27 protein-coding genes are annotated in these 26,171 nt (G+C 54.0%); 14 read left to right on the top strand and 13 right to left on the bottom strand.

Annotated elements, in window-relative coordinates:
• Positions 1 to 1,059, bottom strand: a 1,059-nt coding sequence (sufB, locus tag NJQ98_RS18070) for a Fe-S cluster assembly protein SufB (RefSeq protein WP_262181308.1), incomplete at its 3' end; no start/stop codon positions are given.
• A 298-nt stretch (positions 1,060 to 1,357) separates the two neighbouring features.
• On the opposite strand from sufB, the gene NJQ98_RS18075 reads away from it, so the two are divergent.
• The gene (locus NJQ98_RS18075; protein WP_262181312.1) at positions 1,358 to 2,752 is read left to right on the top strand and encodes a protein adenylyltransferase SelO; all 1,395 of its coding nucleotides are present in this window, start codon (positions 1,358 to 1,360) and stop codon (positions 2,750 to 2,752) included.
• 43 nt (positions 2,753 to 2,795) lie between these two features.
• Here the strand turns inward: NJQ98_RS18075 and ctaD are convergent, their stop codons facing one another.
• The gene (ctaD, locus tag NJQ98_RS18080) at positions 2,796 to 4,634 is read right to left on the bottom strand and encodes a cytochrome c oxidase subunit I (protein WP_262181315.1); all 1,839 of its coding nucleotides are present in this window, start codon (positions 4,632 to 4,634) and stop codon (positions 2,796 to 2,798) included.
• A gap of 363 nt (positions 4,635 to 4,997) precedes the next feature.
• Between ctaD and NJQ98_RS18085 the strand changes: the two genes are divergently transcribed.
• Complete coding sequence (locus NJQ98_RS18085; protein WP_348533591.1) at positions 4,998 to 5,663, top strand: helix-turn-helix domain-containing protein; 666 nt, start codon at positions 4,998 to 5,000, stop codon at positions 5,661 to 5,663.
• 357 nt (positions 5,664 to 6,020) lie between these two features.
• Positions 6,021 to 7,127, top strand: coding sequence for a tubulin/FtsZ family protein (locus NJQ98_RS18090; protein ID WP_262181320.1), 1,107 nt, complete (start codon positions 6,021 to 6,023; stop codon positions 7,125 to 7,127).
• Positions 7,128 to 7,175: 48 nt separating this feature from the next.
• Here NJQ98_RS18090 and NJQ98_RS18095 read toward each other — a convergent pair whose 3' ends face one another.
• The 5 genes from NJQ98_RS18095 to NJQ98_RS18115 all read right to left on the bottom strand — a co-directional run bounded on the left by NJQ98_RS18095 (position 7,176) and on the right by NJQ98_RS18115 (position 11,729).
• Positions 7,176 to 8,192, bottom strand: a complete 1,017-nt coding sequence (locus NJQ98_RS18095; protein WP_262181323.1) for a competence protein CoiA family protein — start codon at positions 8,190 to 8,192, stop codon at positions 7,176 to 7,178.
• A gap of 257 nt (positions 8,193 to 8,449) precedes the next feature.
• Positions 8,450 to 9,019, bottom strand: a complete 570-nt coding sequence (locus NJQ98_RS18100; protein ID WP_262181325.1) for a hypothetical protein — start codon at positions 9,017 to 9,019, stop codon at positions 8,450 to 8,452.
• A 38-nt stretch (positions 9,020 to 9,057) separates the two neighbouring features.
• Positions 9,058 to 10,287, bottom strand: coding sequence for a tyrosine-type recombinase/integrase (locus NJQ98_RS18105; RefSeq protein WP_262181329.1), 1,230 nt, complete (start codon positions 10,285 to 10,287; stop codon positions 9,058 to 9,060).
• Entirely contained in the window at positions 10,284 to 10,655 is a 372-nt protein-coding gene (locus NJQ98_RS18110) for a hypothetical protein (protein ID WP_262181331.1), read from the bottom strand. The genes NJQ98_RS18105 and NJQ98_RS18110 overlap by 4 nt, the downstream gene beginning before the upstream one ends.
• 267 nt (positions 10,656 to 10,922) lie before the next feature.
• Positions 10,923 to 11,729: a ParA family protein gene (locus NJQ98_RS18115; protein WP_262181334.1), complete on the bottom strand. Its 807-nt coding sequence runs from the start codon at positions 11,727 to 11,729 to the stop codon at positions 10,923 to 10,925.
• A gap of 200 nt (positions 11,730 to 11,929) precedes the next feature.
• Here NJQ98_RS18115 and NJQ98_RS18120 point away from each other — a divergent pair, with 200 nt between their 5' ends.
• Both NJQ98_RS18120 and NJQ98_RS18125 read left to right on the top strand, forming a co-directional pair.
• The gene (locus NJQ98_RS18120; RefSeq protein ID WP_262181337.1) at positions 11,930 to 12,520 is read left to right on the top strand and encodes a DUF7342 family protein; all 591 of its coding nucleotides are present in this window, start codon (positions 11,930 to 11,932) and stop codon (positions 12,518 to 12,520) included.
• A 3-nt stretch (positions 12,521 to 12,523) separates the two neighbouring features.
• Positions 12,524 to 13,006, top strand: coding sequence for a toxin-antitoxin system TumE family protein (locus NJQ98_RS18125; protein ID WP_262181340.1), 483 nt, complete (start codon positions 12,524 to 12,526; stop codon positions 13,004 to 13,006).
• A 148-nt stretch (positions 13,007 to 13,154) separates the two neighbouring features.
• On the opposite strand, the gene NJQ98_RS18130 is transcribed toward NJQ98_RS18125, so the two are convergent.
• A complete protein-coding gene (locus NJQ98_RS18130; RefSeq protein ID WP_262181343.1) occupies positions 13,155 to 13,832 on the bottom strand; it encodes a recombinase family protein in 678 nt (225 codons plus the stop codon).
• 180 nt (positions 13,833 to 14,012) lie between these two features.
• Here NJQ98_RS18130 and NJQ98_RS18135 point away from each other — a divergent pair, with 180 nt between their 5' ends.
• Together NJQ98_RS18135 and NJQ98_RS18140 are read left to right on the top strand one after the other, a co-directional pair.
• On the top strand, positions 14,013 to 14,492 hold the full coding sequence (locus NJQ98_RS18135) for a hypothetical protein (protein WP_262181346.1): 480 nt from the start codon (positions 14,013 to 14,015) through the stop codon (positions 14,490 to 14,492).
• Positions 14,493 to 14,821: 329 nt separating this feature from the next.
• Positions 14,822 to 14,986, top strand: a complete 165-nt coding sequence (locus NJQ98_RS18140) for a hypothetical protein (protein WP_262181348.1) — start codon at positions 14,822 to 14,824, stop codon at positions 14,984 to 14,986.
• Here the strand turns inward: NJQ98_RS18140 and NJQ98_RS19165 are convergent, their stop codons facing one another.
• Positions 14,987 to 15,394, bottom strand: a complete 408-nt coding sequence (locus tag NJQ98_RS19165) for a DUF7718 family protein (RefSeq protein ID WP_431357507.1) — start codon at positions 15,392 to 15,394, stop codon at positions 14,987 to 14,989.
• Between the two features lie 542 nt (positions 15,395 to 15,936).
• On the opposite strand from NJQ98_RS19165, the gene NJQ98_RS18145 reads away from it, so the two are divergent.
• The 6 genes from NJQ98_RS18145 to NJQ98_RS18170 all read left to right on the top strand — a co-directional run bounded on the left by NJQ98_RS18145 (position 15,937) and on the right by NJQ98_RS18170 (position 19,060).
• Entirely contained in the window at positions 15,937 to 16,587 is a 651-nt protein-coding gene (locus NJQ98_RS18145; protein ID WP_262181350.1) for a DNA-directed RNA polymerase subunit epsilon, read from the top strand.
• Between the two features lie 544 nt (positions 16,588 to 17,131).
• Entirely contained in the window at positions 17,132 to 17,524 is a 393-nt protein-coding gene (locus tag NJQ98_RS18150; protein ID WP_262181352.1) for a DUF8122 domain-containing protein, read from the top strand.
• Complete coding sequence (locus NJQ98_RS18155; RefSeq protein ID WP_262181354.1) at positions 17,521 to 17,823, top strand: hypothetical protein; 303 nt, start codon at positions 17,521 to 17,523, stop codon at positions 17,821 to 17,823. The genes NJQ98_RS18150 and NJQ98_RS18155 overlap by 4 nt, the downstream gene beginning before the upstream one ends.
• A complete protein-coding gene (locus NJQ98_RS18160) occupies positions 17,820 to 18,089 on the top strand; it encodes a hypothetical protein (protein ID WP_262181357.1) in 270 nt (89 codons plus the stop codon). Before NJQ98_RS18155 ends, NJQ98_RS18160 begins: the two co-directional genes overlap by 4 nt.
• 376 nt (positions 18,090 to 18,465) lie before the next feature.
• Positions 18,466 to 18,774 (top strand): DeoR family transcriptional regulator, encoded by a 309-nt coding sequence (locus NJQ98_RS18165; RefSeq protein ID WP_262181360.1) that lies wholly within the window; start codon positions 18,466 to 18,468, stop codon positions 18,772 to 18,774.
• 16 nt (positions 18,775 to 18,790) lie between these two features.
• Positions 18,791 to 19,060: a type II toxin-antitoxin system RelE family toxin gene (locus NJQ98_RS18170; protein WP_262181363.1), complete on the top strand. Its 270-nt coding sequence runs from the start codon at positions 18,791 to 18,793 to the stop codon at positions 19,058 to 19,060.
• Positions 19,061 to 19,963: 903 nt separating this feature from the next.
• Here NJQ98_RS18170 and NJQ98_RS18175 read toward each other — a convergent pair.
• The 3 genes from NJQ98_RS18175 to NJQ98_RS18185 all read right to left on the bottom strand — a co-directional run bounded on the left by NJQ98_RS18175 (position 19,964) and on the right by NJQ98_RS18185 (position 22,528).
• Positions 19,964 to 21,172, bottom strand: coding sequence for an orc1/cdc6 family replication initiation protein (locus tag NJQ98_RS18175; protein ID WP_262181365.1), 1,209 nt, complete (start codon positions 21,170 to 21,172; stop codon positions 19,964 to 19,966).
• Between the two features lie 475 nt (positions 21,173 to 21,647).
• Positions 21,648 to 21,959, bottom strand: coding sequence for a hypothetical protein (locus NJQ98_RS18180; RefSeq protein WP_262181367.1), 312 nt, complete (start codon positions 21,957 to 21,959; stop codon positions 21,648 to 21,650).
• Complete coding sequence (locus NJQ98_RS18185; RefSeq protein WP_262181370.1) at positions 21,956 to 22,528, bottom strand: hypothetical protein; 573 nt, start codon at positions 22,526 to 22,528, stop codon at positions 21,956 to 21,958. Before NJQ98_RS18185 ends, NJQ98_RS18180 begins: the two co-directional genes overlap by 4 nt.
• A 301-nt stretch (positions 22,529 to 22,829) precedes the next feature.
• Between NJQ98_RS18185 and NJQ98_RS18190 the strand changes: the two genes are divergently transcribed.
• Positions 22,830 to 23,081, top strand: coding sequence for a helix-turn-helix domain-containing protein (locus tag NJQ98_RS18190; RefSeq protein WP_262181372.1), 252 nt, complete (start codon positions 22,830 to 22,832; stop codon positions 23,079 to 23,081).
• Positions 23,082 to 23,184: 103 nt separating this feature from the next.
• Here NJQ98_RS18190 and NJQ98_RS18195 read toward each other — a convergent pair whose 3' ends face one another.
• Positions 23,185 to 25,905 (bottom strand): replication protein H, encoded by a 2,721-nt coding sequence (locus NJQ98_RS18195; RefSeq protein ID WP_262181375.1) that lies wholly within the window; start codon positions 25,903 to 25,905, stop codon positions 23,185 to 23,187.
• Between the last annotated feature and the right edge of the window lie 266 nt (positions 25,906 to 26,171).

Consider the following 26,171-nt stretch of genomic DNA (forward strand, 5'->3'; position numbering starts at 1 on the left):
GATGGTGGACTTCGTGTCGGGCGCGTTGTGGTAGACCTTCGCGCCGGTGTCGATGTCCTGCCCTTCGCCGGCCATGGCGATGGTGATATGATTGTCCGTCGCGCCGGGGCCCTTGAGGACGGTCGAGGGGTAGAGCATCGTGGCTTTCGAGCCCATGCTACCCGAGACCCACTCCATCGTTCCCTCCTCCTCACAGATGGCGCGCTTGGTGTTGAGATTGTAGGTGTTTTTCGACCAGTTCTGCACGGTGGAGTACTGGACGTGGGCGTTCTCGCCGACGAACACTTCCACGCCGCCGCTGTGGAGGTTAAACGCCGAGTACTTGGGTGCACTGCAGCCCTCGATGTAGTGGACCTCGGAGTTGTCCTCGGCGATGATGAGCGTGTGCTCGAACTGGCCCATCCCCTCGGAGTTCATGCGGAAGTACGCCTGCACGGGCATGTTGACTGTCGTGTCTTCCGGGATGTAGACGAACGAGCCGCCGGACCAGATGGCGCCGTGGAGCGCGGCGAACTTGTTGTCGCTCGGGGGGACGCACTTCGTCATGAAGTGCTCTTTGACGAGATCTTCGTGCTCCTGGACGGCCTTGTCCATGTCACAGAAGATGACGCCTTTGTCCTCCCAGCGCTCCTGCATATTCTGGTAGACGATTTCGGACTCGTACTGGGCGCCGACGCCCGAGAGCGCGTTCTTCTCGGCTTCCGGGATGCCCAGCTTGTCGAAGGTGTCCTGAATCTCCTCGGGGAGGTCTTCCCAGTTTTCGGCGCCGCCACGGGTCTCGATGTCCGGGCGGATGTAGGGGACGATGTCGGCGATATCGACTTCCGAGAGGTCCGGCGCGCCGGGCCAGCCGGTCGGCATCGGCATCTCCTGGAACTGCTCTAGAGCGCGCAGTCGGCGCTGGAGCATCCATTCGGGCTCGTCCTTGTCTTCGGAGATGATTCGGACGGTCTCCTCGGTGAGGCCCTTCTCGGTCTGGAAGGCGGACTTTTCCTCCTTCTTGAACTCAAAGCGGGCTTCGGTGTCGGTCTCTTTGAGATGGTCCTGATCTGAGCTCATGTATCAGATATTGAAGCGAGGGGTTAAAAATTTCTAGGTGAATTAGAGGTATTATTTTGTCTGTATCGTATACTATTTTTTAAACCGAAAATATTTTTCTGTCCTCGAAATATGGGTTGGTATGGGAAAGACAGACAATTGCACCCGGGGATTGCCCCAGCTACCGGGAGCCGTAGTCTTTCCCAACTCCTATCAGAGTGGCACAGAGGACCGGCGACCCGGCTTCTCTGTGTGACTCTCTACAGGGAGATGAAAAATGAGCTTATTAAAGCAAGCAAGATACACTAAATGAAACAAAATGCCCTATTCGTTTGATACCACTTACAAAAATTTAGACTCGAACCTCTATTCGAGAGTAACGCCCAAAAGTATCGCTAACCCCGAGATTTTGCTTCTCAATGACGGGCTATGTGCTGATCTTGGATTGGATACAGCAGAGCTCAATGCTAAAATTCTAGCAGGCCAAGATCTCTTGGAAGAGCCAATCGCCCAAGCATATGCAGGCCACCAGTATGGAAGTTTTACAGTTCTGGGCGATGGGAGAGCGATGATACTCGGCGAACATGTGCACGATGGTAAGAGATACGATATTCAACTGAAAGGGTCTGGTCGAACGCCGTACTCCGGAAGAGGCGATGGCGACGCGACTGTCAGCTCGATGCTCAGAGAGTATCTGTATTCGTATGCGATGCAGAATCTAAACATTAAGACGTCGAGAAGTCTGGCAGTCGTCGAAACTGACGAACCAGTCGAACGACGACGGACAGAACCTGGGGCCATCCTTGTCCGAGTGATGAATAGTCACATTCGATATGGGACCTTCCAGTATGTTGCAGGCCAAGCATCCGACGAACTACAGCGATTCACTGACTATGTTATCGACAGGCACTACCCGCAGCTAAATGCGAAAGATCGCACGTATCTAGAGTTCTTCGATGCAGTCATGCAGTCATCGATTGAGATGGTTGTGGACTGGCTGCGTGTCGGATTCATCCATGGGGTCATGAATACAGACAACATGAGTGTCGATGGAGAAACATTTGATTACGGACCCTGTGCGTTCATGAATTATTATGATGAGGAGACGGTCTTCAGCTCGATCGACAAGCACGGCCGATATGCATTCGGCAACCAGCGACCCATCTTGCGGTGGAATCTTGAACGGTTTGCAGAGGCACTCCAACCGCTGTGTACGCAATCAGCGCTCACATATGATGAACTCGAAGGCAAACTGGACGAATTTGAGAATCGGTTTGATGCGCAATACTACACGATGATGCGGAAGAAACTGGGAATCAACTCAGATGGTGAGGACGAGCTCGTCGATGAATTCATAGAGTGGCTTCGCAAATCGAACGCAGACTATACCAATACCTTCCTAGAATTAGAGACGCCTGGTACGTTTAATGACCCCGTGTTTGCAACTGCAGAGTTCGAACAGTTGAAGAATAAGTTGGCTGCTGTCGGTCTAGATAAAGAGTTGATGCAGGAAGCCAATCCGAGGTATATCCCCCGCAACTACCTGGTCGAAAAGGCACTGGATGCGTATCTCGAAACTGAGAGTCTATCGAAATTCAAGGGGCTATTGACCGTGTTGGAAAACCCCTATACATCGAAGGAGATGGGTTCACAATTCCAGCAACCACCGCCACGAGAATTCGATTCAGAGTATACAACGTACTGTAATACTTAAGCGGATATTAGCAAAATGAGCATAGTCATCAATATTAGCAGCGTCAGTCGTCCTTTGGCTCACCGCCATCGGACACGTCCGATGAGGTTCGCCTCGCTTCGCTCGGCTCACCTCCGTCGGTCAACGTGGACTCCTCCTCGTCCTCGCCGCCGTCGGTGATAGCCGTCTCCAGCTTGCGGTCGAACCAGGTCCACTCCTTGTCGAGCATCCCGTCGCGTTCGAGGTTCCACGGATCGCCGTCCTCGATTTTTGGCCCCTCCAACCAGGACTGGAGAAGGTTCCAGACGAAAATAAGCTGGCCGACCAGTAGGATGAATGCGCCGGCAGTGGCCAGTTGGTGGAACGTCGAGACCTGTGCCAGCGGCGCGATAGCGCCGTCAAGCTGGTAAGTCGCGTACCGGCGAGGCATACCCAGGTAACCGAGTGCCAGCATCGCGAAGAACGTGAGGTTAGTCCCGATCATCGAGAGCCAGAAGTGGGCTTTGCCGAGCTTGCGCTGGTACATCCGGCCGGTAAAGACGGGAAACCAGTAGTAGATGCCCGCAAAGACACCAAAAGCGATAGCGCCCATTAGGACATAGTGGAAGTGGCCGACAACGTAGTAGGTGTCGTGCAGAATCAGGTCGATGGGTATCGAGGCGAGGAAAACGCCAGTGACGCCGCCGATGATGAAGTTTGAGATGAAGCCAATGCAGAACAGCATTGGCGTGGCCAGTCGAAGGCGACCGTTCCACATCGTCGTAATCCAGTTGAACGTCTTGACCGCGCTGGGTATCGAGATAGCTATCGAGACAGCCATAAAGGAGGCCCGCAGGCGTGGGTCCATCCCCGTTGAGAACATATGGTGGGCCCACACGCCAAAGGAAAGCACGCCTATAGCCAGCGTGGAGTAGACGACGAACTTGAAGCCGAACAGCTCCCGACTGGAGAATTTCGGCAAGATGAGGGAGACGAGCCCCATCGGCGGCAGCACGAGGATGTACACCTCGGGGTGGCCGAAGAACCAGAACAGGTGCTGCCACAGGAGCGGACCACCGCCCTCGACGGCGAAGAACGTCGTCCCGAGGTTGCGATCCATCAGGAGCATAACGATGGCGCTGCCCAGCAGCGGGAATGAAAAGAGGATGAGCCCCGACTGAGTGAGGACAGTCCACGAGAAGATGTCGAGGTTCGCCCAGTTGACGTCCTCACCCCGCTCGGTGAAGACGGTCACGATGAAGTTGATGGCACCCATCGTCGTCGCGACACCGGAGAGGTGCAGGCCCAGCAACATCAGGTCCACGCCGGGGTTAGTCTGCTCGACAGACAGCGGCGTGTACATCGTCCACGCGGTCTGGGCCGGTTCGATCATATTCTCAGTGACAGGGGCGAGGAAAAAGCCGGCCCAGATGAGGAGGGCGGCGGGCGGAAGCAGCCAGAAGGCGATTGCGTTGATACGCGGGAACGCCATGTCGTCGGCTCCGATTAGCAGCGGGATGAAGTAGTTCGCGAAGGCCGCGATGATGGGTGTCCCGAAGAGGAACAGCATCGTGATACCGTGACTCGTTAGGATAGAGTTGTACGCGTTCGTTCCCAGAATCGCCCCGCCAGGGACGATGAGCTGGATGCGAATGAGCATCGCCATGATCCCCCCGACGGCGAAGGCGATGATGGCGTACAATCCGTACAGTAAGCCGATGTCTTTGTGATCAACGGTCGTTAGCCAGCGAATTAGCCCAGTGGGTTTCTCCCGGTTGAGGACGACAGAATCTTCACCGGTCGCTGTTCCACCGCCGGCCAGTGGCGTGTATGACCGCCAGTTCTCGATACGCGTGAGTACTGCGGTGATGCCGACGAGGAGGACGGCCATCAGCCCTGTCAGCACTAGATCTCCTGCAGCCATTATACGAGAAAAAGCACCTCGAACTGGATTGTTGTGTAGGTTATCCGTATAACGTATTTATATGGGGTTGCGAAAATTTTGTACGGTTCTGGCCCTTCCGAACGTGACCACCGACTTCAAAAACCACACTTGACGTGAGATAACTCATAGTATTTCCTGCCCACCACAATCGGTCAACAACATCGTTAGGACTGCCAGGACCTGTTCGGCCGCTTCCCTGAGACGACAGCGGAAATCACCACCTTACTTGTCTGACCACGCTAACATTGTGACAATCTCGGCCGCCAGCACAGTAACATAAGTTACCGTCACGTATCGGAAAATAGGTTCGCAGCTAGATGATAAAATGCCACGTTGAAACCAGTGACCGATATTAAAGCCGACATACGGGTCGAGCATCCCGACATAGTGTGTACGAAGTCAGTCATGTACGACCAAAGTTCGAAAGTGATGTCGGTCTCAGAGGCGGGAACTGACCCAACATCTAGAACCTTCTATTACTACATCGAATCGTCCGACTTCCACCGACTCGAAGAGGGATTACGGAAGGATAATACCGTTGCTGAATTCGAACGGGTCATCGAAACCAGAGATCAGGAGGCGATATATTGCGTCGAATACAGTGGCGAAGGGATACTTCTCTCACCGGTGATTTCGGACGCGAACGGTGTTATCCTCGATAAGGAAAATAATGGAAGCGCTTGGCTGTTCACAATCTGGCTGACAGAACGAGCAGACCTGCATCATATCTGGGACTACGCCCAAGAGAACGACATTGACATCGAGTTACTTCGCGTGAACGAATACGCGAGTTTAGGAAATACGGACACTGGGTTGACCGATAGTCAACGGGAAGCACTCCTCGTCGCACTCGAAACAGGGTATTTCGAAGAACCACGGAGCGCAACACTCGACGAAGTCGCCGCTGAGCTGGATATCTCGCAACCTGCAGCAGGTGGTCTCCTCCGACGTGGCGTCAGGCGACTCATCATATCGTCCCTGCTAGCTGAGAGCAAAGCGCCAGAGTAACTACGAATCTGACGCCAGTATACTGTAAGGCTTGACGACCGGGTTCTTTAGCGCTGACTATGCGCCCTGTATCTTGCACGGCTACTGGAATATCTCTTGAAGCTGGCACAATCGCTGCAGCCCGTGCACAAATCCTCTGAGTTGCTGGGCCGGCCGAAAAATCCGAAATTAACTCTTTAGGAGCTATCCGCTGGCTCCGTGTCTGTGTAGTCAATTTCTGCTCATACGTCTCACGCTAATCAGAGTTGACATCTCTCTCGAAGAAACTGGTCGTGCTTCTCGCATGAATCACCAACTGCACGCGTGAAGAAGAACTGATGTCGGATTATTAATATCAGTCGACACCAGACATAGAGTATGCGAGTCGCGGCAGTCGGAATTGGTGGTGCTGGGGGTCGGATTGTCGATCGACTGTGGCGAGACAATGAGCAGCGTGAGACGACGTATCTCGGCGCGGCCTGTGCCGTCGACACGGATACCCAAGCGCTCGAGGAACTCAATGTTCTCCCAGAAGACCAGCGGCATAGCTTCGGACTCCTCGAAACAGATGGGAACGGGACAGACAGGGATCGGACGAACGGCATCGCCGCCATCGAAGATGAACGGCTCGAAGTACGGCGGGCGATTGATCCACTGGTGACCAGCGATGTCGACGCTATCGTCCTCGTGGCCGGGCTGGCAGGAGGGACAGGAGGTGGAGCCACCGCGTACATCGCCGACGCGCTCGAAGAGATTTACGCGATTCCAATCTACTGTGTGTCCGTGTTACCTGCCGGGTGGGACGCCGAAGCAGCCGTGAATGCGATGCAAGCACTCCGGACGCTGGAGGCAACTGTTGACGCGCAGATTCTGTTCGACAACGAAGCCTGGCTCCCCAGCGGGCAGACAGTTGATGAAGCTGCCGAGTCACTGAATGAGACAGTTGTGACTCGACTCGGGGCACTATTTGCGGCAGGTGAGACCACGGAGTCCGAATCTGTCGGCCAGAGTGTCGTCGATGCCAGTGAAATAATTAACACCCTCTCAGACGCGGATTTCGCAACGCTTGGCTACGCCAGTCAGGAACTGGAAACGGGTGAGGATACCGGTAAAGGCACTGTCATCGATCGAATTCGGAATCAGTTTTTCACCGACGAATCTGACGATATTGATGAAATTGAAGCATACGATGCCGTCGAGACGACACTTCGCAGGGCAGTGCGTGGTAAACTGACGGCCGAATGTACGCTGGACTCGGCTGATAGTGCCCTGACCGTGTTTGCCGGGCCACCCGCGTGGTTGCTTCGGGATGCGGTTACCGATGGCCAGCAGTGGCTCGCGGACGAACTGCAGTCACCGGAGATACGGAGCGGTGATATGCCGACACCGAGCCAGTCCAAGTTGTCAGTACTCGTCTTGTTCAGTGGCATCACAGAACTGCCGCGGTTAGCAGAGCTCGAAACACTGGTCGAAGAAGCGGATTGAGATAGATTGCTGAAGATTATCTCGCTAACAGGATTAGCGCACTGGATTCTATCCCTCTGCGAGGTACGGTTCAATATCTTGGAAGAAGTCACGAAGGCGGCTCTCAAACCCCTCAGAAGGATTAAAAGCCGTTTTTACATCGTCTGGCTGTCCGCTTTTGTCCTTCTTTCCCAGCTCCAGGAGATAGCTGTTGTCGGGAGTTGAGACAACCTTCAACCAAGCTGTTACCGGAGCATCGTATGCTTTCGGCCATCGAACAGCGAGGTCCTGCCATTCGCCCTTGGTTTGGTCTTCCTCAAGTGCTGCCGTGATGACTGTATGCACGTTCTCGAGACTATCGAGATCACCCTCATTGAGCGGGACATGGACAAAATCCGGGCGCTCCCCCTTCTTTCCCTTACTCAATTTCAGATGGAACCCCCCAGCAGGAGCTTCGACAAATTGCAGCGACCGGTTTGTCGGCTGGTGAGGTTTGCTCAACCATATGTGCTGGTGTGTCGTCCATGACCGGTTTGAACGCTGGCGTTGCCCTCGTTCGAATGCTTCGCGAAGCGACGATCGGTGTTCCTCCAGATAATCAGGGGGAAGTGGGACGTCCATCTCGAGAGACGGCGTCGACTCCGAAGCTGGCCAAGAAAGACCGTCGTATCCCCGGAGCTGAGGGAGCGCATTGGGCCACACAGGCTGGATATGGTCTATCGTTACGTCGTAGTCGGAATAGTGCTGTTTGGACAACCAGAGGACGCTGTACCCTTCCTCATAGTAATCCTGATCAGTCGCGAAGAGGTCTTTCGAGTTGTTTTTGTGCTGAACCTCAACAGCGATGCCCTGCCCGAGCGGCTGCTGCGGAGCTGGAAATGTCACGAGAATATCTGCCCGACGAGTACCAATTGACTCCTCGACAGCGATGGATGCCTCGGGATATTCTGCTACGAGTTTCGAGTACGCAATGGACTTCATTCGGAGGTGGGGAATCGATTCCCCACCACAGTCATCGTTGAGTTGATGACGGAAATGACGAGCAACAAATCCACTCTTTCTGTGATGGCCCTCCACGACACTCATATCGTCATCACAGACGGGACACACAAGCGAATCAGTGGCGCTCGCTTCGTGGGGGAGGATACGTTCGGACCCTCGAGTCGCGGTGAAAGGCATATCGTGAGTATGGACCTATCAGTTAGATATCAGGCCAATGTTATCAGTATTGCTGCCTGAATCAAAACACGAATTTTTGGGTCCTCAGGGAGAGTCTCGAATAGATCTCACTCCAAACGAGGGGTGTCTTCGGTTAGCGCTCAATTTCTACATCTGTACCGAGACTAATTCTGTTCGTTGTTCCGATACCGTTCCGGCGGGTAGAATACGATTTGAACAGCCGTGCCGAGACTGTACCAGGACTTCGGGAGGATCGAGACTTCCAGGCCCCACTCGGCAGCGAACTCGAAGACGTCGAACCAGAGGTTATGCGGCGGCTCTTTGGAATCCAACCGCTCGATGTTCCCCGGATAGACGTGCATCGAATACAGCGCGGGATCTCCATCGTCGAGCCAGAGTGTTGAATGGTCGTCTGCTGGCGGGCTGTGAGGCGGCCCAGTCGGGTCACTGTCGGCTTCCAGCGGTGAGTGGGGGCACTCCTCATCGCCCGTGATGAGCCGGCGTATGCAGGCTTGCTCGGCAGGCTCGTCGAGGTCGAACGCTTGGGCGAAGGCATCGCGTTGAAACTCGCCCATGATTGCGCCGAGCGCCCGCCAGATGTCGTCCCACGCCGGGTCGCCCGGGTCGTGGTCCAGATAGTCGTGGACGGCCTCGCGCAGCTGGCGGTACTCATTCCACGCCGGGACTGGTTCGTTCGGACCCGGCGTCGGCAAGGTCTCGTCTTTATGATTCATATTCGATATCACCTGTAGATTCTCGATATATCTGATAGCTAGATTGAGACATACTCCTCTCGCGCACAGGGATTGCAGAGGACACCTTCGCCATCAACAGGCTCCATTGCAGAAAACGTCACAGCAGGCGGCTCACGGCCACACGAAGGGCATGTGATCTCACCCTCTTCGTGCGAGTCGTTGAGCAATGTCGGAATGTTATCTCGGTAGACCTCGGGGTAGCTCTTGCTGTCTTCGTTGATATCCCAGTCCTGGGTGTACGTGCTGATGACCGAGTCATCTGTGTCTCCTCGGAGCCCTTGTACGTACTCTTTTGCTGAACCGAGGGGCACCTCGCCATCGTCGATCCGTCCCCGTAATTGCGTGGTGAACCAGTGTCGGCACCAATGCGGCGTCACCCCCCCATCATCCACGTCCCAACCGTGTTCCTCTGCAACAGCGACAATTCTACGCCATACTCCGTGACATCCCATCCTGTCTCCTATTTCTGTGTTGCTCTTCCCGTACCCGAACACTTTGACAATCGGATTGGCTGGCGACTTTGAATTCGGAGCCAGCCCGAGATACCACTCAAACAGGTCAACTGTCTCTACATCGAGTGGGATTTGACGATACGACTTCGGCTTATTTCCGTGTTCCCGCACTTCACCGTTGACCGTATCGCCCTCACATATTGCTGAATCGATGTAGAGTGTGTTCGGTTTGTCTCGTATTTCTGGCCGTGGGGCATCTAGGGCTTCCGAAATCGGTCGGTCAAGATTTACGTCACGCTCGTCGAGATTCACTAGTTCCGAGCATCGTAATCCGGTCTTCAGCAGCACAACGAACGCGAATAGTGTGACTGGATGACCGATATCAAAGATCGCCCGGCGGAGAGAGTCAAGAGGGACTTCGAGTTTGTTCGTCGAATCGTCGTAACTGAATGGGTCGGTATCAAGTGCGTCCTGAAATGGGCTCCCCCCTCTGACCTCTGGCGTTTGTTTCAGATCATCTACCATCTTGCTTAGAGCACTCACGGATTTCTCAGCGGTGCTCTCTTTGATATCTCTCGCCCGTAAAAACTCACACCATTCTAGGGCTTCCTGTTTAGTTATATCAGATAGCGTGTAGCCTTCCGCTTCGAGAAAATCCTGTAAGTTGCTCCAGCCACTCCTGTAGTCCCTCTTTGAGCTCGGTTCGAGTTCTTTTCCCCGAAAATGAAGATAGTACTCAAGCAAGGATTCGTCGTCGCGCCGGGGCCGAGTGTCAGAGTCGAACTCTATCGTCATTTGTAGATTTTGAATCCGTCTCGATGTATCGCCGGGTCGTCTGCGACGATATCCATCATCTCATCCCGGAGAATTTGCTCCCAGAACTCGTCGGTCATATCGACAGCATTGTCGGCTCCTTCAGGTACTAGTTGTCGGATAGTGACTGGCGAAAAGTCTTCGTTTGTCTCAGATGCCGTTACGTGTCGAGGGTCGTTGTCTACAGCCGACATCATACCCAGTTTCAGGAAACATCGTGCAGCTTCCGAATCGTAAGGGAAGTTGTACTTTTCTTTCAACTTATCGAACATTTCTCCGTCTGGCTCTGGCAACCTCGTCCCAATCTCGTCGTCCTGTTCCGGGAGAGTAATTTTGACAGGTCTGACCATACTCAGTATTACTGATTGTCACAATAAAAGTTTTTACCATTGAAACAAGAATAAGTATAGAATATTGTTTCAATATGAGGATTAAAAGTACGTAAGCAAGATGTTTGTTATCTAGTAAGTATTAGAATACCAAAACGCAAGACGGGAGATAGTTGTGTTTGTTCTTCTATACAATATGCTCCAGATTATCTTGGTTATCTGCTTCATCGTCGAACCGGTTGGCGAGTCGATTGCTCATATCGTTCTGCTTCTCGTCACGCTTGTCACTCATACCATCTCACCTCGATTCTCGATGAGATGATCAGCCAATTGGAGGAGTTCATCCTCTTGATCACACTCCTCGTCACTGCCGAAGATTGAGACCCCGTCGTTGAACGCCCGCTTCACCGCAGCTCGATTCCGGAACTCATAGATTGGGATATAATCGCCGAAAGTATCGTCGAACCACTCCAACATTGATTTCTGTTCTCCGTCAAGCGGGTAGTCAATATTCGAAACGACAATGGCCTGTTCGGTAATTGTCGTCTCGTCGAAGTTCTCTTCCAGCGTATCAATCTGGTTGAAGAGGATATCGAGGGCCCGGATACTGGTGTCCTCTGCTTCAGCCGGGATGACGATATTCTCGCAGGCGAGCAGCGCGTTGTCAGTGAGGTGACCCAGAGACGGCGGACAGTCCATGATAACGAAGTCATAGCCTTCGACATCAGCCAAGAGCTGTGAAACACGCTCTCGCCCTCGCATTGCCGAAACCAATTCTTGTTCAAGTTGGAACATATCGATGTTCGCCGGAACGATATCAAACTCGTCATGAGTGAGAATGAGATCCCCAACATCGTGACTGCCCGGCTGTTTCAGTGCCGTGTATTGATTGGGGGCATCGGCAGTATAGGCATCGTCAAAGCCAACCCCCATCGTGAGGTAGCCTTGTGGATCAGCATCCCAGAGGAGCACACGCTGGCCTCGGGCCGCTAGCGCCCCAGCGATGTTGATCGCGTCGGTTGTTTTGGCGACTCCACCCTTCTGATTCGAGATTGCGATACGTGTCGGGGAACGGATATCTGGCTTATCTGGCATATCTGGAAATCCCAGCTTATCCAGATAATCTGGGTGAATTGTCTTAACTCTGCGTCAGACGAGTAGCTGACATGCCTATAGCAGTAGATGGTTTATCGACTGTGCCCGCCTCGCGTCCACATGGTGAACTAATACACCCCCAGAAGCGTAGAATGGTACTATACCAAAGCACTATACTTCTTTATGCTGTTGGTGTAGATATGACCGACGAACCCCACCCGGCCGAGTTTGAAGACATCAATGAGGCAGTCAGTGACGAGTGGAAATCGGAAACAACTCCCTACGAGCGGGTTCGTCACGTTATCGCGCACACGTACTCGGCAGTATCGGCTGAGACTGTTGCTGAAGACGCACAGACCTCACCGAAAACAGCGCGAAAACACTTGAACCTACTCGCAGATGAGGGATTCGTCGTTACCGCAACCGGAGAACATGGTGGGACAATATATCGGCGGTCGCCAGAATCGCTCGTCGTTGAGCAGGCCGCAGATATCCTCGAACACGTTTCGACTGACGAGCTCAGCACACGTATCGCAGAGATGCGTGAACAACTCAATGACTTTCGGGCAGAACACGGCGTCGACTCACCCGAGGAGCTGTCGATCAAGCAGACAAATCAGACATTGTCAGAGGCTGGATCTAATCAATCTGAAATCGACAGTGAGACCCTCCAAGAGTGGCAAACGACGCGTCGAAATCTTGCCTTTGCGAACGCTGCACTCTCGATCGCGAACGCCGAGCGATTTGTCGACGGTGACTCACGAACAACTGACGATGGTGTCCCCGTCTAAGAGATGGGAGAGAGCAACGAGACAGACGAACTCCACTCGTTACGGGGCTCGATCGACCGGCCAGCTCTGCTCACGGTCCGTGACATCATCGAGAGAGAAGAGCCGCTCGCAGCGCCATCGCTTGATGACTATCTCAATCCGACAGTCCTCGAGGTCCCACTCGATGACGGCCTCTGTGAGGCCGAATCTGCACGAATTGACGTTCAGTGGACGACTCGATCAGACTACAAATTTCACTATACGGACGCTGACGGCGTGAACTTCCGCTGGGGCAGCCATCCACATGGCGGGGATTACATCAACGTTCCAGGACTCGAGCACTATCACCCGCCCCCTGAAGCCACCTCTGACCCAGATGATGTTGAAGAATCTTGCATCAAGCAATCTGTCGAAGCACTCGTTACCCGTGCTGTTCTCAAACTCTGGCGTGTTGCCTATCACGCAGACTCTTATGAGCCGTTGAATGCCGCAACAAACCCGCCGTGAGGTTCTATCTTGTTTCAGCGGGACACCCCTTTTGCAGAGTGTAAATGGACAAGGGGACCACCCCTTTTGCAGAGTGTAAATGTTCGTTTTCAGTCGGTAGACGACTTCTATCGCAGGAATTGTTCCGCATTAGCGAAGGGGTCGTCGACTAGGCAATACCGTACAGCTCGGGCCGATCTCGAACGGCCGTCCGAACAGTCTTTCTGGCACAGGCAAGTTCCTTCGCCGCTTCTCGTTGACTCATTTCGTCACGGGCGACACGTTCGAGGATTTCACAGACGCGATGATAGTCGCCGGCCTCAGCTAGTTCGCCGTTGTCTTTTTCGAAGCCGATGGGTGCGGGGCCGTGGTTGTACTCATCGCTTTCCTGACGGGCGGCGATGCCCTGCCGGATGTTCTGGCGTTTGATTTTCGCGTCCAGTTCGGCGAAGACGCCCAGCATCTGGAACAACGCCCGCTGGTAGGGATCTTCATCTTCCTCGTCGGGCCGCAAGACCATTCGTTCGGACACGATATGCACGGCGACACCGGCCTCACGTAGCCGTTGTACGGTTCGTTCAAGATCAGAGATACTGCGGGCCACGCGAGACACTTCATGCACGACGACGGCGTCGAGGCGGCCGTCCTCGGCGTCAGAAATCAATTCCTGGTAGCCCGACCGTTCGACATCAGTCCCGGTAGACTTGTCGCGATACACTTCGATGGCGGGGGGTTCGACACCGAGTTCGTCGACTGCGTAGTCGTGGGTGGCTTGGAGTTGCCGGTTGAGGTTTTGGTCGGTCGTCGAGACACGAACGTAGGTAGCGACGGCCATGTATTCTCCCATACCCGGTCTATGTTTAAAGAATTGCATTAACTCCCATCTGGGAGAGGACTACAGTTCTGTCCCATAATCAATCCAACCAGTTTCAAGTTCGTCGAGGCGCTTCGTTTCTGTCGTCGGATCCACGAACTGTATTCTTGACCGTCCCCAAAGATAATTTATCAGGAAGAGAGGATATACAGTATGTATGAGATTGACTCGGTATATGATAAGATCGGTGCTGACCGTCCTGAAAAATTGGCCGGTGGGATGGCTGTGTGGACGTTGATTGATCGGATAGATACGTCCGATATCCTACACTGTCTGAATCCCGCGACAAACGATTCCCGAGGCCTACGCATACATCCAGCCGGATACCCCGATACAATCAACGACCACTCGATATATTCTGAATCGGGTGGTCTGAATCAAGAAGTCTCAGATATTCCGGTCCGAGTGATACTCAAAGACGATCACGGAGGACATCTTGAAGGGTGGATACGAACGTGGACGACTAACCCCAAGGAACTGCGAGAGAACTCACTGTTCCAAGATCACACACGAGAAGAGGAAATCGAGTGGGACGGCACAAAGCAGACCATCTCTCCTGAACGAATCAAACAACGCAGTAGTATATTCAATGAAGACGATGTTCGCGGTTCGCGGAATGATTTAATCAAATAGCTCTAAAGTAAACGTCCATACCCTAAGAGGCTATTACGATTAGTCTAGGAACCGTAACTACGCTACCCTATCAAGAGCCACTAATCCCGTATTGTACGGTATAGGCCCTGATAGACGGATAATCTATTACGACTTTTCGGATAAGTCGTAATACGAGTTTCGTAGGGAATTGACCACTCAGCGAATATTTCATTACACTGTGCACGCCACACGGCACATTTTTGTACGATGAGAAGCTATTACTGTTCAGTAACAAGCGTAAGAGGCCTGCTTCATGTGGAGTACTTCGAGTTATCCACAGACAGACCCTCTAAAAAAGGAACTCAGCAATGGCAAAATTCCAGCCGAAACCCGAGCCAGAAGAGCGAGACGAGCCAGTAGCGGCTGTTCTTGCTGAGATGACTGGTCGCCCTCAATCTGATTTCGAGCTTGACGGTGAATACGACTATCCGGATTTAGATGAGCTCGAATCCGTGCCGGAAGACGAGTGGTAGTTACGACCGGAAAAGACCGTCCGAAATATCATTCCGCTTCTCGTAGTTGATTAGAAGCTTCTCTGCTCGGCTCAAAAGATAGTTTTCACAGAAGGTCGGACAATCTCCGAGTAGGACTGGTCCGAACCCACGCCGCACGTCGTATTTCGAGCCATCTGGATTGAGTAAATCTAGATGCAACCCCTCTTCCGTCACGTCATGACCATCTGGCGCCTGTGGGTTATGATCAAATCTCGCAATGGCACACCAACTGTCTGGGCCTGTGTCAACCAGTTGGTGATTGTATTCAAGCTGTATCAAAAACTCTGAAACTTCTCCATCTGATGTGACAAGATGAAAACGCAGTCGGAGGTGTGACAGGCCAGCCGACTTGATATAGTCCTTTTCAGCCACTGTTATCAAATCCATTGCCCTGAGGGGCCTAAAGGTTCCCGCACGCGCGTGCGTGCGCTAATCAGCGGTATTGGCGATCTATTTCGACGTCAACGATCTATTCCAACGCTTTATTCGGAAAGCCGTTACTGTGCGAACGTCGGGGTTTACTCCAAACTACGACGTTCGCCGGACTCCGTGACACATCTCGAAGAATGAATATATTACAGTACGTCAGACAAAGCCACAAAATATTAGCGGTAGTATGTTTCGCTGCAATTGGAGCATATTATTGGTGGTGCTGAAATGTCTATATGTGAGTCGTCTTCTGGTCCTACAGTACTATGACCACTGTCTGGTTCTATAGTATCGATGTGCGCTTTGTCGTTTGGGTCGATTTGCTTATGATTTGGTCTTGAGTTTTCTTGACCACATTCGGGACATACTGGCATATACGCTATTTCATCCCCGACACATTTCATACCCAGTCGTCGTCAAACGGCATATTGGACAAGTCGTCAATTGACTCAAAGACTAAATGGACTGCCGTAATTCTACCAGACGGCGACAAGATACCGATGGCCGGAGAACGCGTGCAGGCTACCGAAGCGACGAACGAGACGGAGACTGACAACGAGGTGGATGAGGATCCGGAACTGGTCCCGTCCGCACAGCAGTTGCGCGACCACCAGCCCGACGCCTACACGACGGGATATGATCCGTTCGGAGAGACACGGATTGGGGTCGGGACGGCGAACGGGAACATCGAGCGACTCATCCGACTGAACGAGGGTCGTCACCACAGCGACGGCGATCACAGCACTCGCGAGGCCGCACGCGATAAGAAACGCATCACTGGATCACTCTGTTCGACCCTCGACGTTCCTACCTACCAGCAACGGCGGGCCGTCGCTGCGATGAGCCAGATGAACCTCGACCGTTTCGGGCAGCAAAAACGGATCGAGAAGGTTGCCCTCTGTACGATCGGGATTGTCGTCAATCGTGAGCGGAGACGTTACTTTTTGCAAGGAAATGACCCGACAGAGGTGGATCTATCGGAGGCGAGCCAGCAGGATTTTCCGGATCGCTTCAGCCAAAATTCGGATTTCAACGATCTCTGCACCCTGCATGGCGTCTCCGATGATGATCATTACAGCGTGACCCAACTCGTCAAAGCGGAACTCAAACGAATCGGATACTTCGAGCGGGAGAACCAGCCACTGCAGTAGGCTGCCTGTTGATCTTTGCCGGTAGAGCATCTCTGACGATCATACGCAGTCTTTTAAGTACTTCTTGCGACAATATGCGTAATTGAGGCGGTTCGGTCAGTGAGGTTCCCCGAATGGGGAAGCCGCTGGCCGGCCCTTATCGCGGCCGAATTTGGCCACCTCGAAGTCATAAGACTTCAACAAGACTGTCCATTTCGAGCTTTGGCTCTCGGGAAACAGTACGCTCGCGCGAAGGAAGCCCTTAGCAGGGTTTCCAGCGAGGGCTCATCCTCCGAAGTCTTTCATCGAGGGGTCACCAACTGTCCGCAGACCGTTCTTATGAACACGCGCGCTAATTCCCGCGCGATGTATTCGAAGTCTTCGACAGTCGGTACTCAGCACTGTCCTCATTGTGAAGAGTTGTGACTGACTCGACGACCAGTAGTCGTCGATAGCGGCTGTTCTCTCGGAATTTGCGTCCCACGCCCAGTGGCGACGCTGTCCAGCGATGCCGCGATATCTGGCTGAGTACCGCCGTCGGCAGACAGGGAATCAACACTGTACAATGTTCGATCACTACACGCACGACGAGTCATACGTCCCGCCCATCAACCGCCCACACGCACCTGAGATGTGGGAAGCACGCACGCCCGCAGAGATCTCTCTCGAAGAGGGATGGAAGGCGGCGATCCCCGTTCGTGCCCCCGAGTGCAACGCACGGTTCACGCGTCTGTACCCGCCCTACAACGTGCTGTTCGTCGTCCGAGGTGGTCTGCTTCGGACGGAGCTCATCAACGACGGCCGCATCGACACGGAAGGACTCTCGGTCTGTTCGGCATGCGACGAACTCTACGACCCGCTCCGAGCGAGCAGGACCTGTCCCTGGTGCGATGCCGTGCTCCCCGACCAGCGGACAACGGGCGGAGTGACGCTGTCCTCGGGAGGTGGGCAGCGATGAGCGGGCCGCCGTTCATGAAGCTGGGTGACCTCGATGGGACGCACGGCTGGGTCAGGACGAAAGGATTCGTCAACTGGATCGAAGACGTTGCCTCACACCAACCGTATCAGCGTGTGGCGCTCGGCGACGATACGGTATCGGAGCCGGTCATCTGCACAGTTTGGACCGAGGATGTCGAGCTTGAGGAGGGTGTCGGCTACTACCTCGGCGGCGTCGACGACACCTACGAGAAGCGCGAGGAAATCCAGCTCAAGCTCTACGAGAAGTCCTGGGCGGACGAGTTCTGGCGGCGAGAGTGAGCGACCAACAGAAACCACACATCATGCATCACAACAACACGGACGCGAACGGCTGGGGATACCGAAGCGGAGACGGACACATCATCGGTGAGTCGATGCCAGGGACGTTTGGGGATGCCGAGCGCACGCTGCATGACCGACAGGGGCAGACACCTGTCGTGGATGAGGATATTGGGGTTCCGGCGACTGAAACAGAGGACGGGAATGAATCGGTCGATACCGGCGATGTCGAGATTGATGATCTCGTGAAGCGGCTGCGGGAGTGACGCGCGTGTAGCTCCTAGCAGTTGCTGGGGGTTCAAGAGAGCAGACAATGTGAGCGATTCACAGAAGAGACTGATTTGAAATATATTATACAATTCGCAGTAATATTCTTGTTAGCGTCCTCTAACCCCAATCATATACGGGCTAATGTGAGTGTTCTATGAGAATATAAACCTCAATCGTTCACTGTGATTGAAGACCGGTGATTTTTTAATACCTCGCTCATACATATATAATATGGCGAGTTACCTGCCAACCCTCGCGGCGCTCTTGGCCATCCAAGTACAGACATGTGTTCCAAGCCGGCGCGCTCCTCCGGAACCTCACGAGCCGGTTCGTGACCCAAGTGGTCCGGACCGAGATAATGGAGATGAACCTGTGTCTGCGCGTGAAGCTCTCCTCTCGTACGTCGGGACTCGGGGCCGCGATTTCCAAGGCCGCGAACTGCACGATGTCTTCATCACTGCACCACAGCTTGCGGAAATCGTCGGTTACAGCGAAGCGACGGCACGACGCCGTTTGAACTACTTCGAGGAACAGGGCGTTGTTAAGTCCAACCACGAGGCTAACGTTCGGTTTTGGGAGCTGACAGAGGACTTCAGTGCTTTGGAAGACGACATGATTCGGGATGAAGAGATGGTGACTGAAACGGCACAGCGGCTGATGGAGCTCGCAGAGGACGCATAGGGCTAGGGCCTGTTACATGACCTACATCATCGACTACAACAACGACGCAGCGGACGTGTACTCGGGTATCGACCGCAACAGGAAGGATATCGTCGTCAACAAACTCTACGACATCGCGACAAACGAGTTCCGTCAGCCATGGGAGTGGGATTACAAGGAAGTTCACACACGCGCTGCTGATGGCCGGCTACGAGTGGGGGATGACCTTCGGGTTTTCATGTCCGTTGATCAAGACGCCGAAGTCCTTCGCGTTAGCGACGTTGGACATCGAGAGAATCTCTACTAACCACATAACGTCTTATTGGACAAGTCATTACGACACTGGAGTAGACTCGAATCCATCGCAATCTCCAATAGATTGAATTGTTTGGGGTGAAAATCTTCAAACGCCCTCGAGGATATGAGGCGTTTCCCGAGGGAAGCAATCAGCGTATGAAAGGAAACAACCGCGATGCGGCCTCGTGGGTACTGCCCACTGATCGCCGCAAGTAGTTGACCAACGTACGCTGGTGCACCTACGTTAGCCGGCGGCCACGTCGGTAGCAAAGGTGCTCCTACCATGCTTACTCTTGCATCAAATGAGTAGGACCGACGGTGACCCGTCGGGTAGTTCTAACCCTGGTTGAGAAACATCCCGAGTGCCAAGAGTATTAGTCCTGGACCCAGCGGATGGCCCCCTAGAGTTAGGACAGTTCCTGCCCCCATCGTGCTGACGGGAGCTGCAACGTCGCTGGTACTCCTACTCATGCTTACTCTGACGGACAGCCGTTCTCGTTCGGTACTAACCTGCCGCCGCTCGGGATATCCACTGCGCCGCGGAAAACGGTTTGCCTACCCGCCATTTCGTCGCCTTCCCGGTCTCCTCAATCAAAATTGAATATCATCGCACAGTTTCTGTTCGCGGTCGTCGGCCTCGCGAAGCCGTACGCGCCCAGTGCCGAGGTCCTGGTCAGCGTGCAACTCGTGTTGGCCGTCAGCTTGTCGACCGTCTCGACCGGGGCGTGGATGGTGCGATGAATAGCCTTAACCAACATGCCGGCACAGATCCCGCCTATGTTGGTTAAGTAGCGCCGACGCTACTCGTACCGACCAATCCGGTTGATAGTTTGAGAGTCTAGGAGCGATGGTGGGTTCAAGCGTGTGGAAGCGGTGAGGACTTTTACTGTCGAAAATGGCGAACCGGGCAGTATCAGGTGTCGAGAGTGAGCACGATATCCGCATCCCACAAAAGTGTGTACTGGCTATAGTGTCCCTTCCCTTCTCCGGTCCCTCGACGACTCCCTGCGACTTCCAAGAAGCACAGCTCGTTGAGTAATTGCCGAGTTCGCTCGGATGAAAGAGGATCAGCCCCACTCTGGTTGCACACCTCAAGATACGTCTCACGTACTTGCACCGTCCGGAACCATTCTCGCTCGGGGTGGTTCTTGGTGAGGTTCGCCAGCGCGACTAACACATGTTTGCTGTGGGGTGGGAGTCCCGATATGAGTTCAAGCAGTCGGTCAACTTCTGCTGAAGCCCGTGCATCGTTGAGGTGGGACTCTTTCACCCGATCAGCGTTCTCCTTGTTCGCTTGATCCCCAGCATACCGAAGAAGGCGCATAGCCTTTCGTGCATCTCCGTGTTCCTTCGCACTCAGTGCCGCAGCACGGGGAATTACGCCGTCATCAAGAACGCCATCAGCGAATGCATCAGTCCGATTTTCGAGAATCTCTCGAATCTGATCCGCGTCGTAGGGTTCGAAGATGAACTCGTTATGCCCGAACGAACTCTTTGTCCGTTCGCTCATCTTGTCCCGGTAGTTGATTTTGTTCGACACCGCGATTACCCCAATCGGAACATCAACACTCCCATCTTCTCCCGCTCGAGAAAGCGCCATTAGCAGATCGTCGTTATTGAGCTTGTCAACTTCATCCAGTACGATGATTGCAGCATCATAAAACTCGTTCAGGACCGACCAGACCCGCTCAAAATACTCATTTTCGGAGATTCCCCGCGCCGGGAACTTCGTCCCACTTTCTGGTGGATTAATTTCGCGACCGTACTTGCTTAGAGCGTCGGAGTTTCCCTTTGCCTGCTGGCAGTTGACGTATCCAGTAGCAAGTCTCACACCTCGGTTTTCAGCCTCTTCCTTAGCAATCTTAGAGACGTGCTTTGCGACAAGGGATTTTCCACATCCCGTTTTGCCGTAGATAATGATAGAGTTTGGCGGCTCACCGACAACAATGGGCCCGATTTCTCCAGCAACCTTCTCAATTTGCTCGTCACGACCAACGATTCGTTTCTCACTCGGAACATAGTCGATTTGAAGGATTTCTCGTTGCTCAAAGATCCCTCCACCTTTCTTAGTAACAGTATCAAAGACGCTATGAACAGTCTCTGATCCATCTTCACTATCCATTATCGATCAAGACAGCAGTCATCAAAATAAACTTTTGGGACCGAGTTATGAGTAATAACCACAGTATAGAGATTGTATTGCCCTATGAGCCGCATATTCTCTTACTCAAAATTTGGTCAGGGCACACCAGATTTTGAGTAAGGAGTCGTAGGACACACACCTAGTTTGGAGTAAGAAGATTAGACAAAGTGCGGCTAAGGATAACAGTTTCTAGAGCTGCTCTGATGTATCTATTAGTTCAACAAAAACTACTACACTACTTACTAGAATAACTAGACTAGAGAGACACACCTAGTTTGGAGTAAGAACTACCACTCAAAACTCGTTAAGCGTCCTCATAACCCGCATATTCTCAATCTCTTACTCAAAATCTGGTGTGTGTGTATTCTACAAATCATTCTTAAATTGACTAGTCATCAGATGACAGCAGGGTTTCATACACTTCGCTCGAAAAACTGAGACGGACAAGCTGCTGCTACTCCCCGTTGACCGCATCCAATGCCTCGGCAGAGAGATACTCTTCCGGGACAGCTAACGTTGACCAGACCGGAAACTTGGCGTTCTGTATCGCTTCAATTCCTTGTCCAGCGAACACACTGAGGTCGTATCCCACCGTAGTATCCATGCAAAGATGCATACAGTCTTTTTCTTGGTCAACGGGCACTGTATAGTAGCATTCACTGGGTTCAGTCACGGTCCCCGTTACAAAGTACTGATCTTCGGGGAGGGGTTCAACAAGTCTCGTTTGGAACTGGTCAGCGGTCCAGACGTAGTTGACTGGCTTCATCGAATATCATCTCCAGCAGGCTTGAACTGGATCCTCCGTGGGCCACACCCAGACATTTTCACAACGAATTCGACCCCAGCAATGTCCTCCAATTCCTGTTCAAACATCCCACTGAGTCGTGTATCATACTCTTGGATTCCATCCTGAATCACGATCTGCTGGTCATGGCCGGGATATTCGATGTCCAAAAACCCTGTTTCACCGACGAGATCTGGTGGTGCTCTGGGCCCAGATTCCGTTACAGGTACTTCTTGTAGAGGTAACCCAGTGATTTCCACATCCCGTATTGTGCCAATCGAGGAACGATCAGGGTCGCTTCGAGGGATGAGTTCAATTGTGTCCGTATCTATGCGAGCAAGGATGAGTTCTTGATCCAATTCCGGACAGTCAACGAGTGTGGCCGTAGAGAACTCATCGCTGATGATCGTTGCCGATGTCGATTGGGGAGGAGACTCATCAGACGGTTGCCACGTGAGTTCTACCGTCGTGTCGGGGAGCAGTACGTCTAGTAATCGTTGCAAAGATTGTGCGTGAATTGCGGCCTCAGAAGTCTTCTTATTTGTACTCATGCTAGTATAAGATCATCTCCTGAAAGCCACGGGATAGATTGACGTCTTCGAACACTCCCTCAGTCAAATCCTCCTTCGAGATATTAATCATATGTTGACTCGAGCACAGTCAAAACTGGTTCTGAGCAGACGGGTCATGAGTGGCCGTTGTGGGCCCGATACATACTGTAACATTTCGGTTCCGTGACTGTCAATCACTCCACCGTGATACTTAAAACTTCACGAAATCGTGATTCTAGATTACAATAACGTGATTAAAAATTGATAAGTTACGGGCAAGCGACGGCTTACGAGACACCTGATGAAAGAGCGACCAGAGTGGATGTCGAATACTGATGTTCTCCTTCTCGTAGCGCTAGATTCCTCAGAGTTACTCCCAGTCCAGTCACCATCCATTCTCGGCTATAATCTCGGCATGTCACGTGAACACGCCTCTCGACGGCTAGCCACTCTCAGCGACCACGGGTACGTCGAGAAAATCGAGGACGGCAAATACAGCGTGAGCGAGCGTGGCAAGTCATTTTTGTCCGAGATTCCAGAGCCGAACGAGTGATTTCCACATTCCGATATGCACCGATCGAGTTACGGTTAGGATCGCTTCGAGGAACGAGTTCAGTTGCGTATCTTTGCGTTAAGGAAGAGATCGACGCTCTCGATCAGCCCACAGCTGCCAGCGAAGTCTGTGTGGTCTCTGGACTGGGATCTTTGCCGAGTAAGAGTGACCGTGTGGATTGGACGAGCCCAGGCTGTTCGCTACCATCGTCGGATGGTTCTATAACGCCATCAATGGGAACCTCACGATAGGGAACTCCCACAAGATCAAGCACGACCCGACAGATTGGCTGCAATTCGGGATGTCTCGCGAGGAGTGGACCGAGGTCGCCACCGAGACTCGTCGATTCGATGAACCAGTTGCTCCCATAGTCGATATCCCGATGGGACGCTGCGAAGCAACACTCGGCCAGTGCGTCGACCGGCCGGTCGAGATTGGTTGTAGACCCGGTTGTCCCGACGCTACGGGTGGGGTTCGGGGCCGAAGATTGCCGTCGCTCGGTCTCAAACGGGAGCGTAATCCGCCACTGAGTCGCTTTCCCGACGCCGAGGTCCTCCCGGTCGAGCAGACCAGCTGCCTCCAGGTCAGCGAAGAATGCGTCGTTGTTCGCGAGAGTCTGGGTTGTGACGCCGACGTGGTCCGCCACCGCACTCGTCGAGAGTGGCTCGTCGACGTCTAGGAGGAGCTGGACCACCGCCGAGACTGTCCGGGGCCCAATATCGGGAACCAGTTCGTCTGGGTCGAGGAACGACAGCGCCGATCGAACGTCGTAGGGTTCGAGGTCGCGAGGCTGATTAGCCTCCGATCCCAGTCGGGAGACCGCCTTCGTAGCTGCGACCACGTCGCTGCTGACTGCCCGAAGCACCGAGACAGTCTGACGGGTCGTCGACAAACTCTTGAGTTGGGTCTGGCGAGTCAGTGCTGTGGCGTAGGCCGACCGCCGGTTGCCGTCGACGATGTCGAGCTGAAGCGTGAACGGAGCGAAGTGTTCCTCATCGGTCTGTAACACCAGGTGATTCGTAAGGTCCTCGAGGGGGTCTCGCAGCGAGTCGACAGTCTCGCCGATGAGGACCCAGCCACCGACAACATCACCGACCGGGTCAGCGTCGTCGATATCCGGCGTCCCCAGCAGTTGCTGACGTTTCCCCGATCGCTGTTCGTACAGTACTCGATGCGCCGAATAGACGCCATAGCGTGACGAGACGGTCGTCTGGGTAGCCAACATTTTGACGAGATGACGCCGCCGGTCAGTATCGTCGACGACGTGGTCGGGGACCTTCAGGATGCGAGTGAGGTCGACACCGAGCATATCGTAAATCCGGGTCGCGACACCGGCCAGCCCGTGGGCCTTCCGGGCCAGCTCTCCGATGGCGTCGATATCGGGGTCAGCACCAAACTCGATATCCTCAGTCATCGCGAGAAGATCGTTGCGTTCCCGACGGAGCCGACGACGGAAGTCCGTTGCATTCGCGTCGGCGTTCTTGAGGTAGCCAAAGCAGGCTCCCGACCGGAGGACATAGGGATTTGAGATGGGCAACCCGTCCAACCCGGACCTGTCTGGCCCACCGGCGAGTCGATTCACCGTCAAGACCTGCTGAAACGCCGGATCTGACAGTAACGCCGCGCAAAGTCGGGTCATTGTCAGGGCCGCCCAGCTCGAACCCTCAACTCGGACAACCACTTCATCACGCTGCTCAAGGAACGACCACTCGGCTTCCCGACTGTCACCGCTGTGGTCAACTGGGCGGTTACACAGTGCAATTTCGCCGTCTCGGGCCATCGCGACTCCGCTGTCGTGTTCGAACCCATCGAGGAAGCCAACATCGAGAGCAGTTTTCGATCGGGTATCACTCTCTCCTGCAGTGGCGGTTTGGGCCTCTGTGGCCGGCCGGTCCCCCCCTCCCTCGTGTGCGGGTGGGGAGTACACGGTACTGTCGCTAGCGTTTGGGGGGTCGCTCACGGCGGCTGTATCCTCATCCACCTCGGTAGCCATCGGCTTACTATGTGCGTCAGTACGACCCGCACCGCCCTGTGACGGCCCCACAGCGATATCTGGGTGTTCGGCCAAGAGTGCATAGCCCGTCGGCAATAGACGGACCTGACGGTCCTGTGGGGAGCCGTGGGCTTCGAGAAGATCGTGTTCAGACAGCCGTCGGACCCACTGCTTCAGCGCGTCCCGTGAGGGAAAGTCCGCAACCGTATCGGCTTCGAGCGTGTCGTAGCTCGCCGTCTCCTGTGGCGCGTCGTAGAGCGCTTTGAGCCGTCGCCAGTCTGGATGGTCCTCCCCACGGCCGGCGAGCAAGTCACGGGCCGTCTCACGTCGCTTGGCAGTGCGTGTCGCAACGTCACCAGCACCACCATGGCGTGACTCTGCATCGGCAGTCACGCTGGCCGGCAACTCGTCGCGATGCGAATCAAGCAGACAGCGCTGGTCCAGTGGCGTCACGACGAGGCGGACGTTGACGACCGTCGCGAGCTCAAGCAGATAGCTGAGGATGGCACGCCGCTGGTTCGATTTGAGATCCCGGAAGCGCGTACACTCGACGACGACCGTGGGTGTTGGCACGTCCGCAGCCTTGAGAATCTGGAGCGGGCCCATCCAAACATCTGCAAGTGAGGAGGCTGCCCCAATCGAGGTCGTGCCACCAAGCTGTCGTGTGACCTGGAGGAAGCGCAGCCGTTCGAGGTCTGATTCGAGCGCATACGCGGCCAGTCGGGCGTAGTGATACTCATCGCTGGGACCGTGGTAGGGCTCCCGAAGTGCAGTGACACCGTGCTCCTTAACGAGTGTCGCCGGTCGACTCGTACGTGGCTCCTCACCCACAAGTTGGTGAAGCGCTTGGAGGAGCGCATCAGCGAGATCATGACGATCAGGTCGCCACAGATCACGAGTGATGGCTCTGGGACTAGTCAGACCATCTGGGCCGACTGCAAGGCGTGCTGCGGGGTTGATAGACCCCTCGCGGGAGATAGAGAGATGTGACATTCTCAGCGCTCATGACAGTCACAGTGCTACCAACTCTGTGAGCAATCCCCACTGCGCAGAGACGTCTCTACTTGTGGGGAAACGCTTATTGAGGGGGCACGAGA

The sequence above is a fragment of the Haloarcula laminariae genome (assembly GCF_025457605.1).
GTDB lineage: Archaea > Halobacteriota > Halobacteria > Halobacteriales > Haloarculaceae > Haloarcula > Haloarcula laminariae.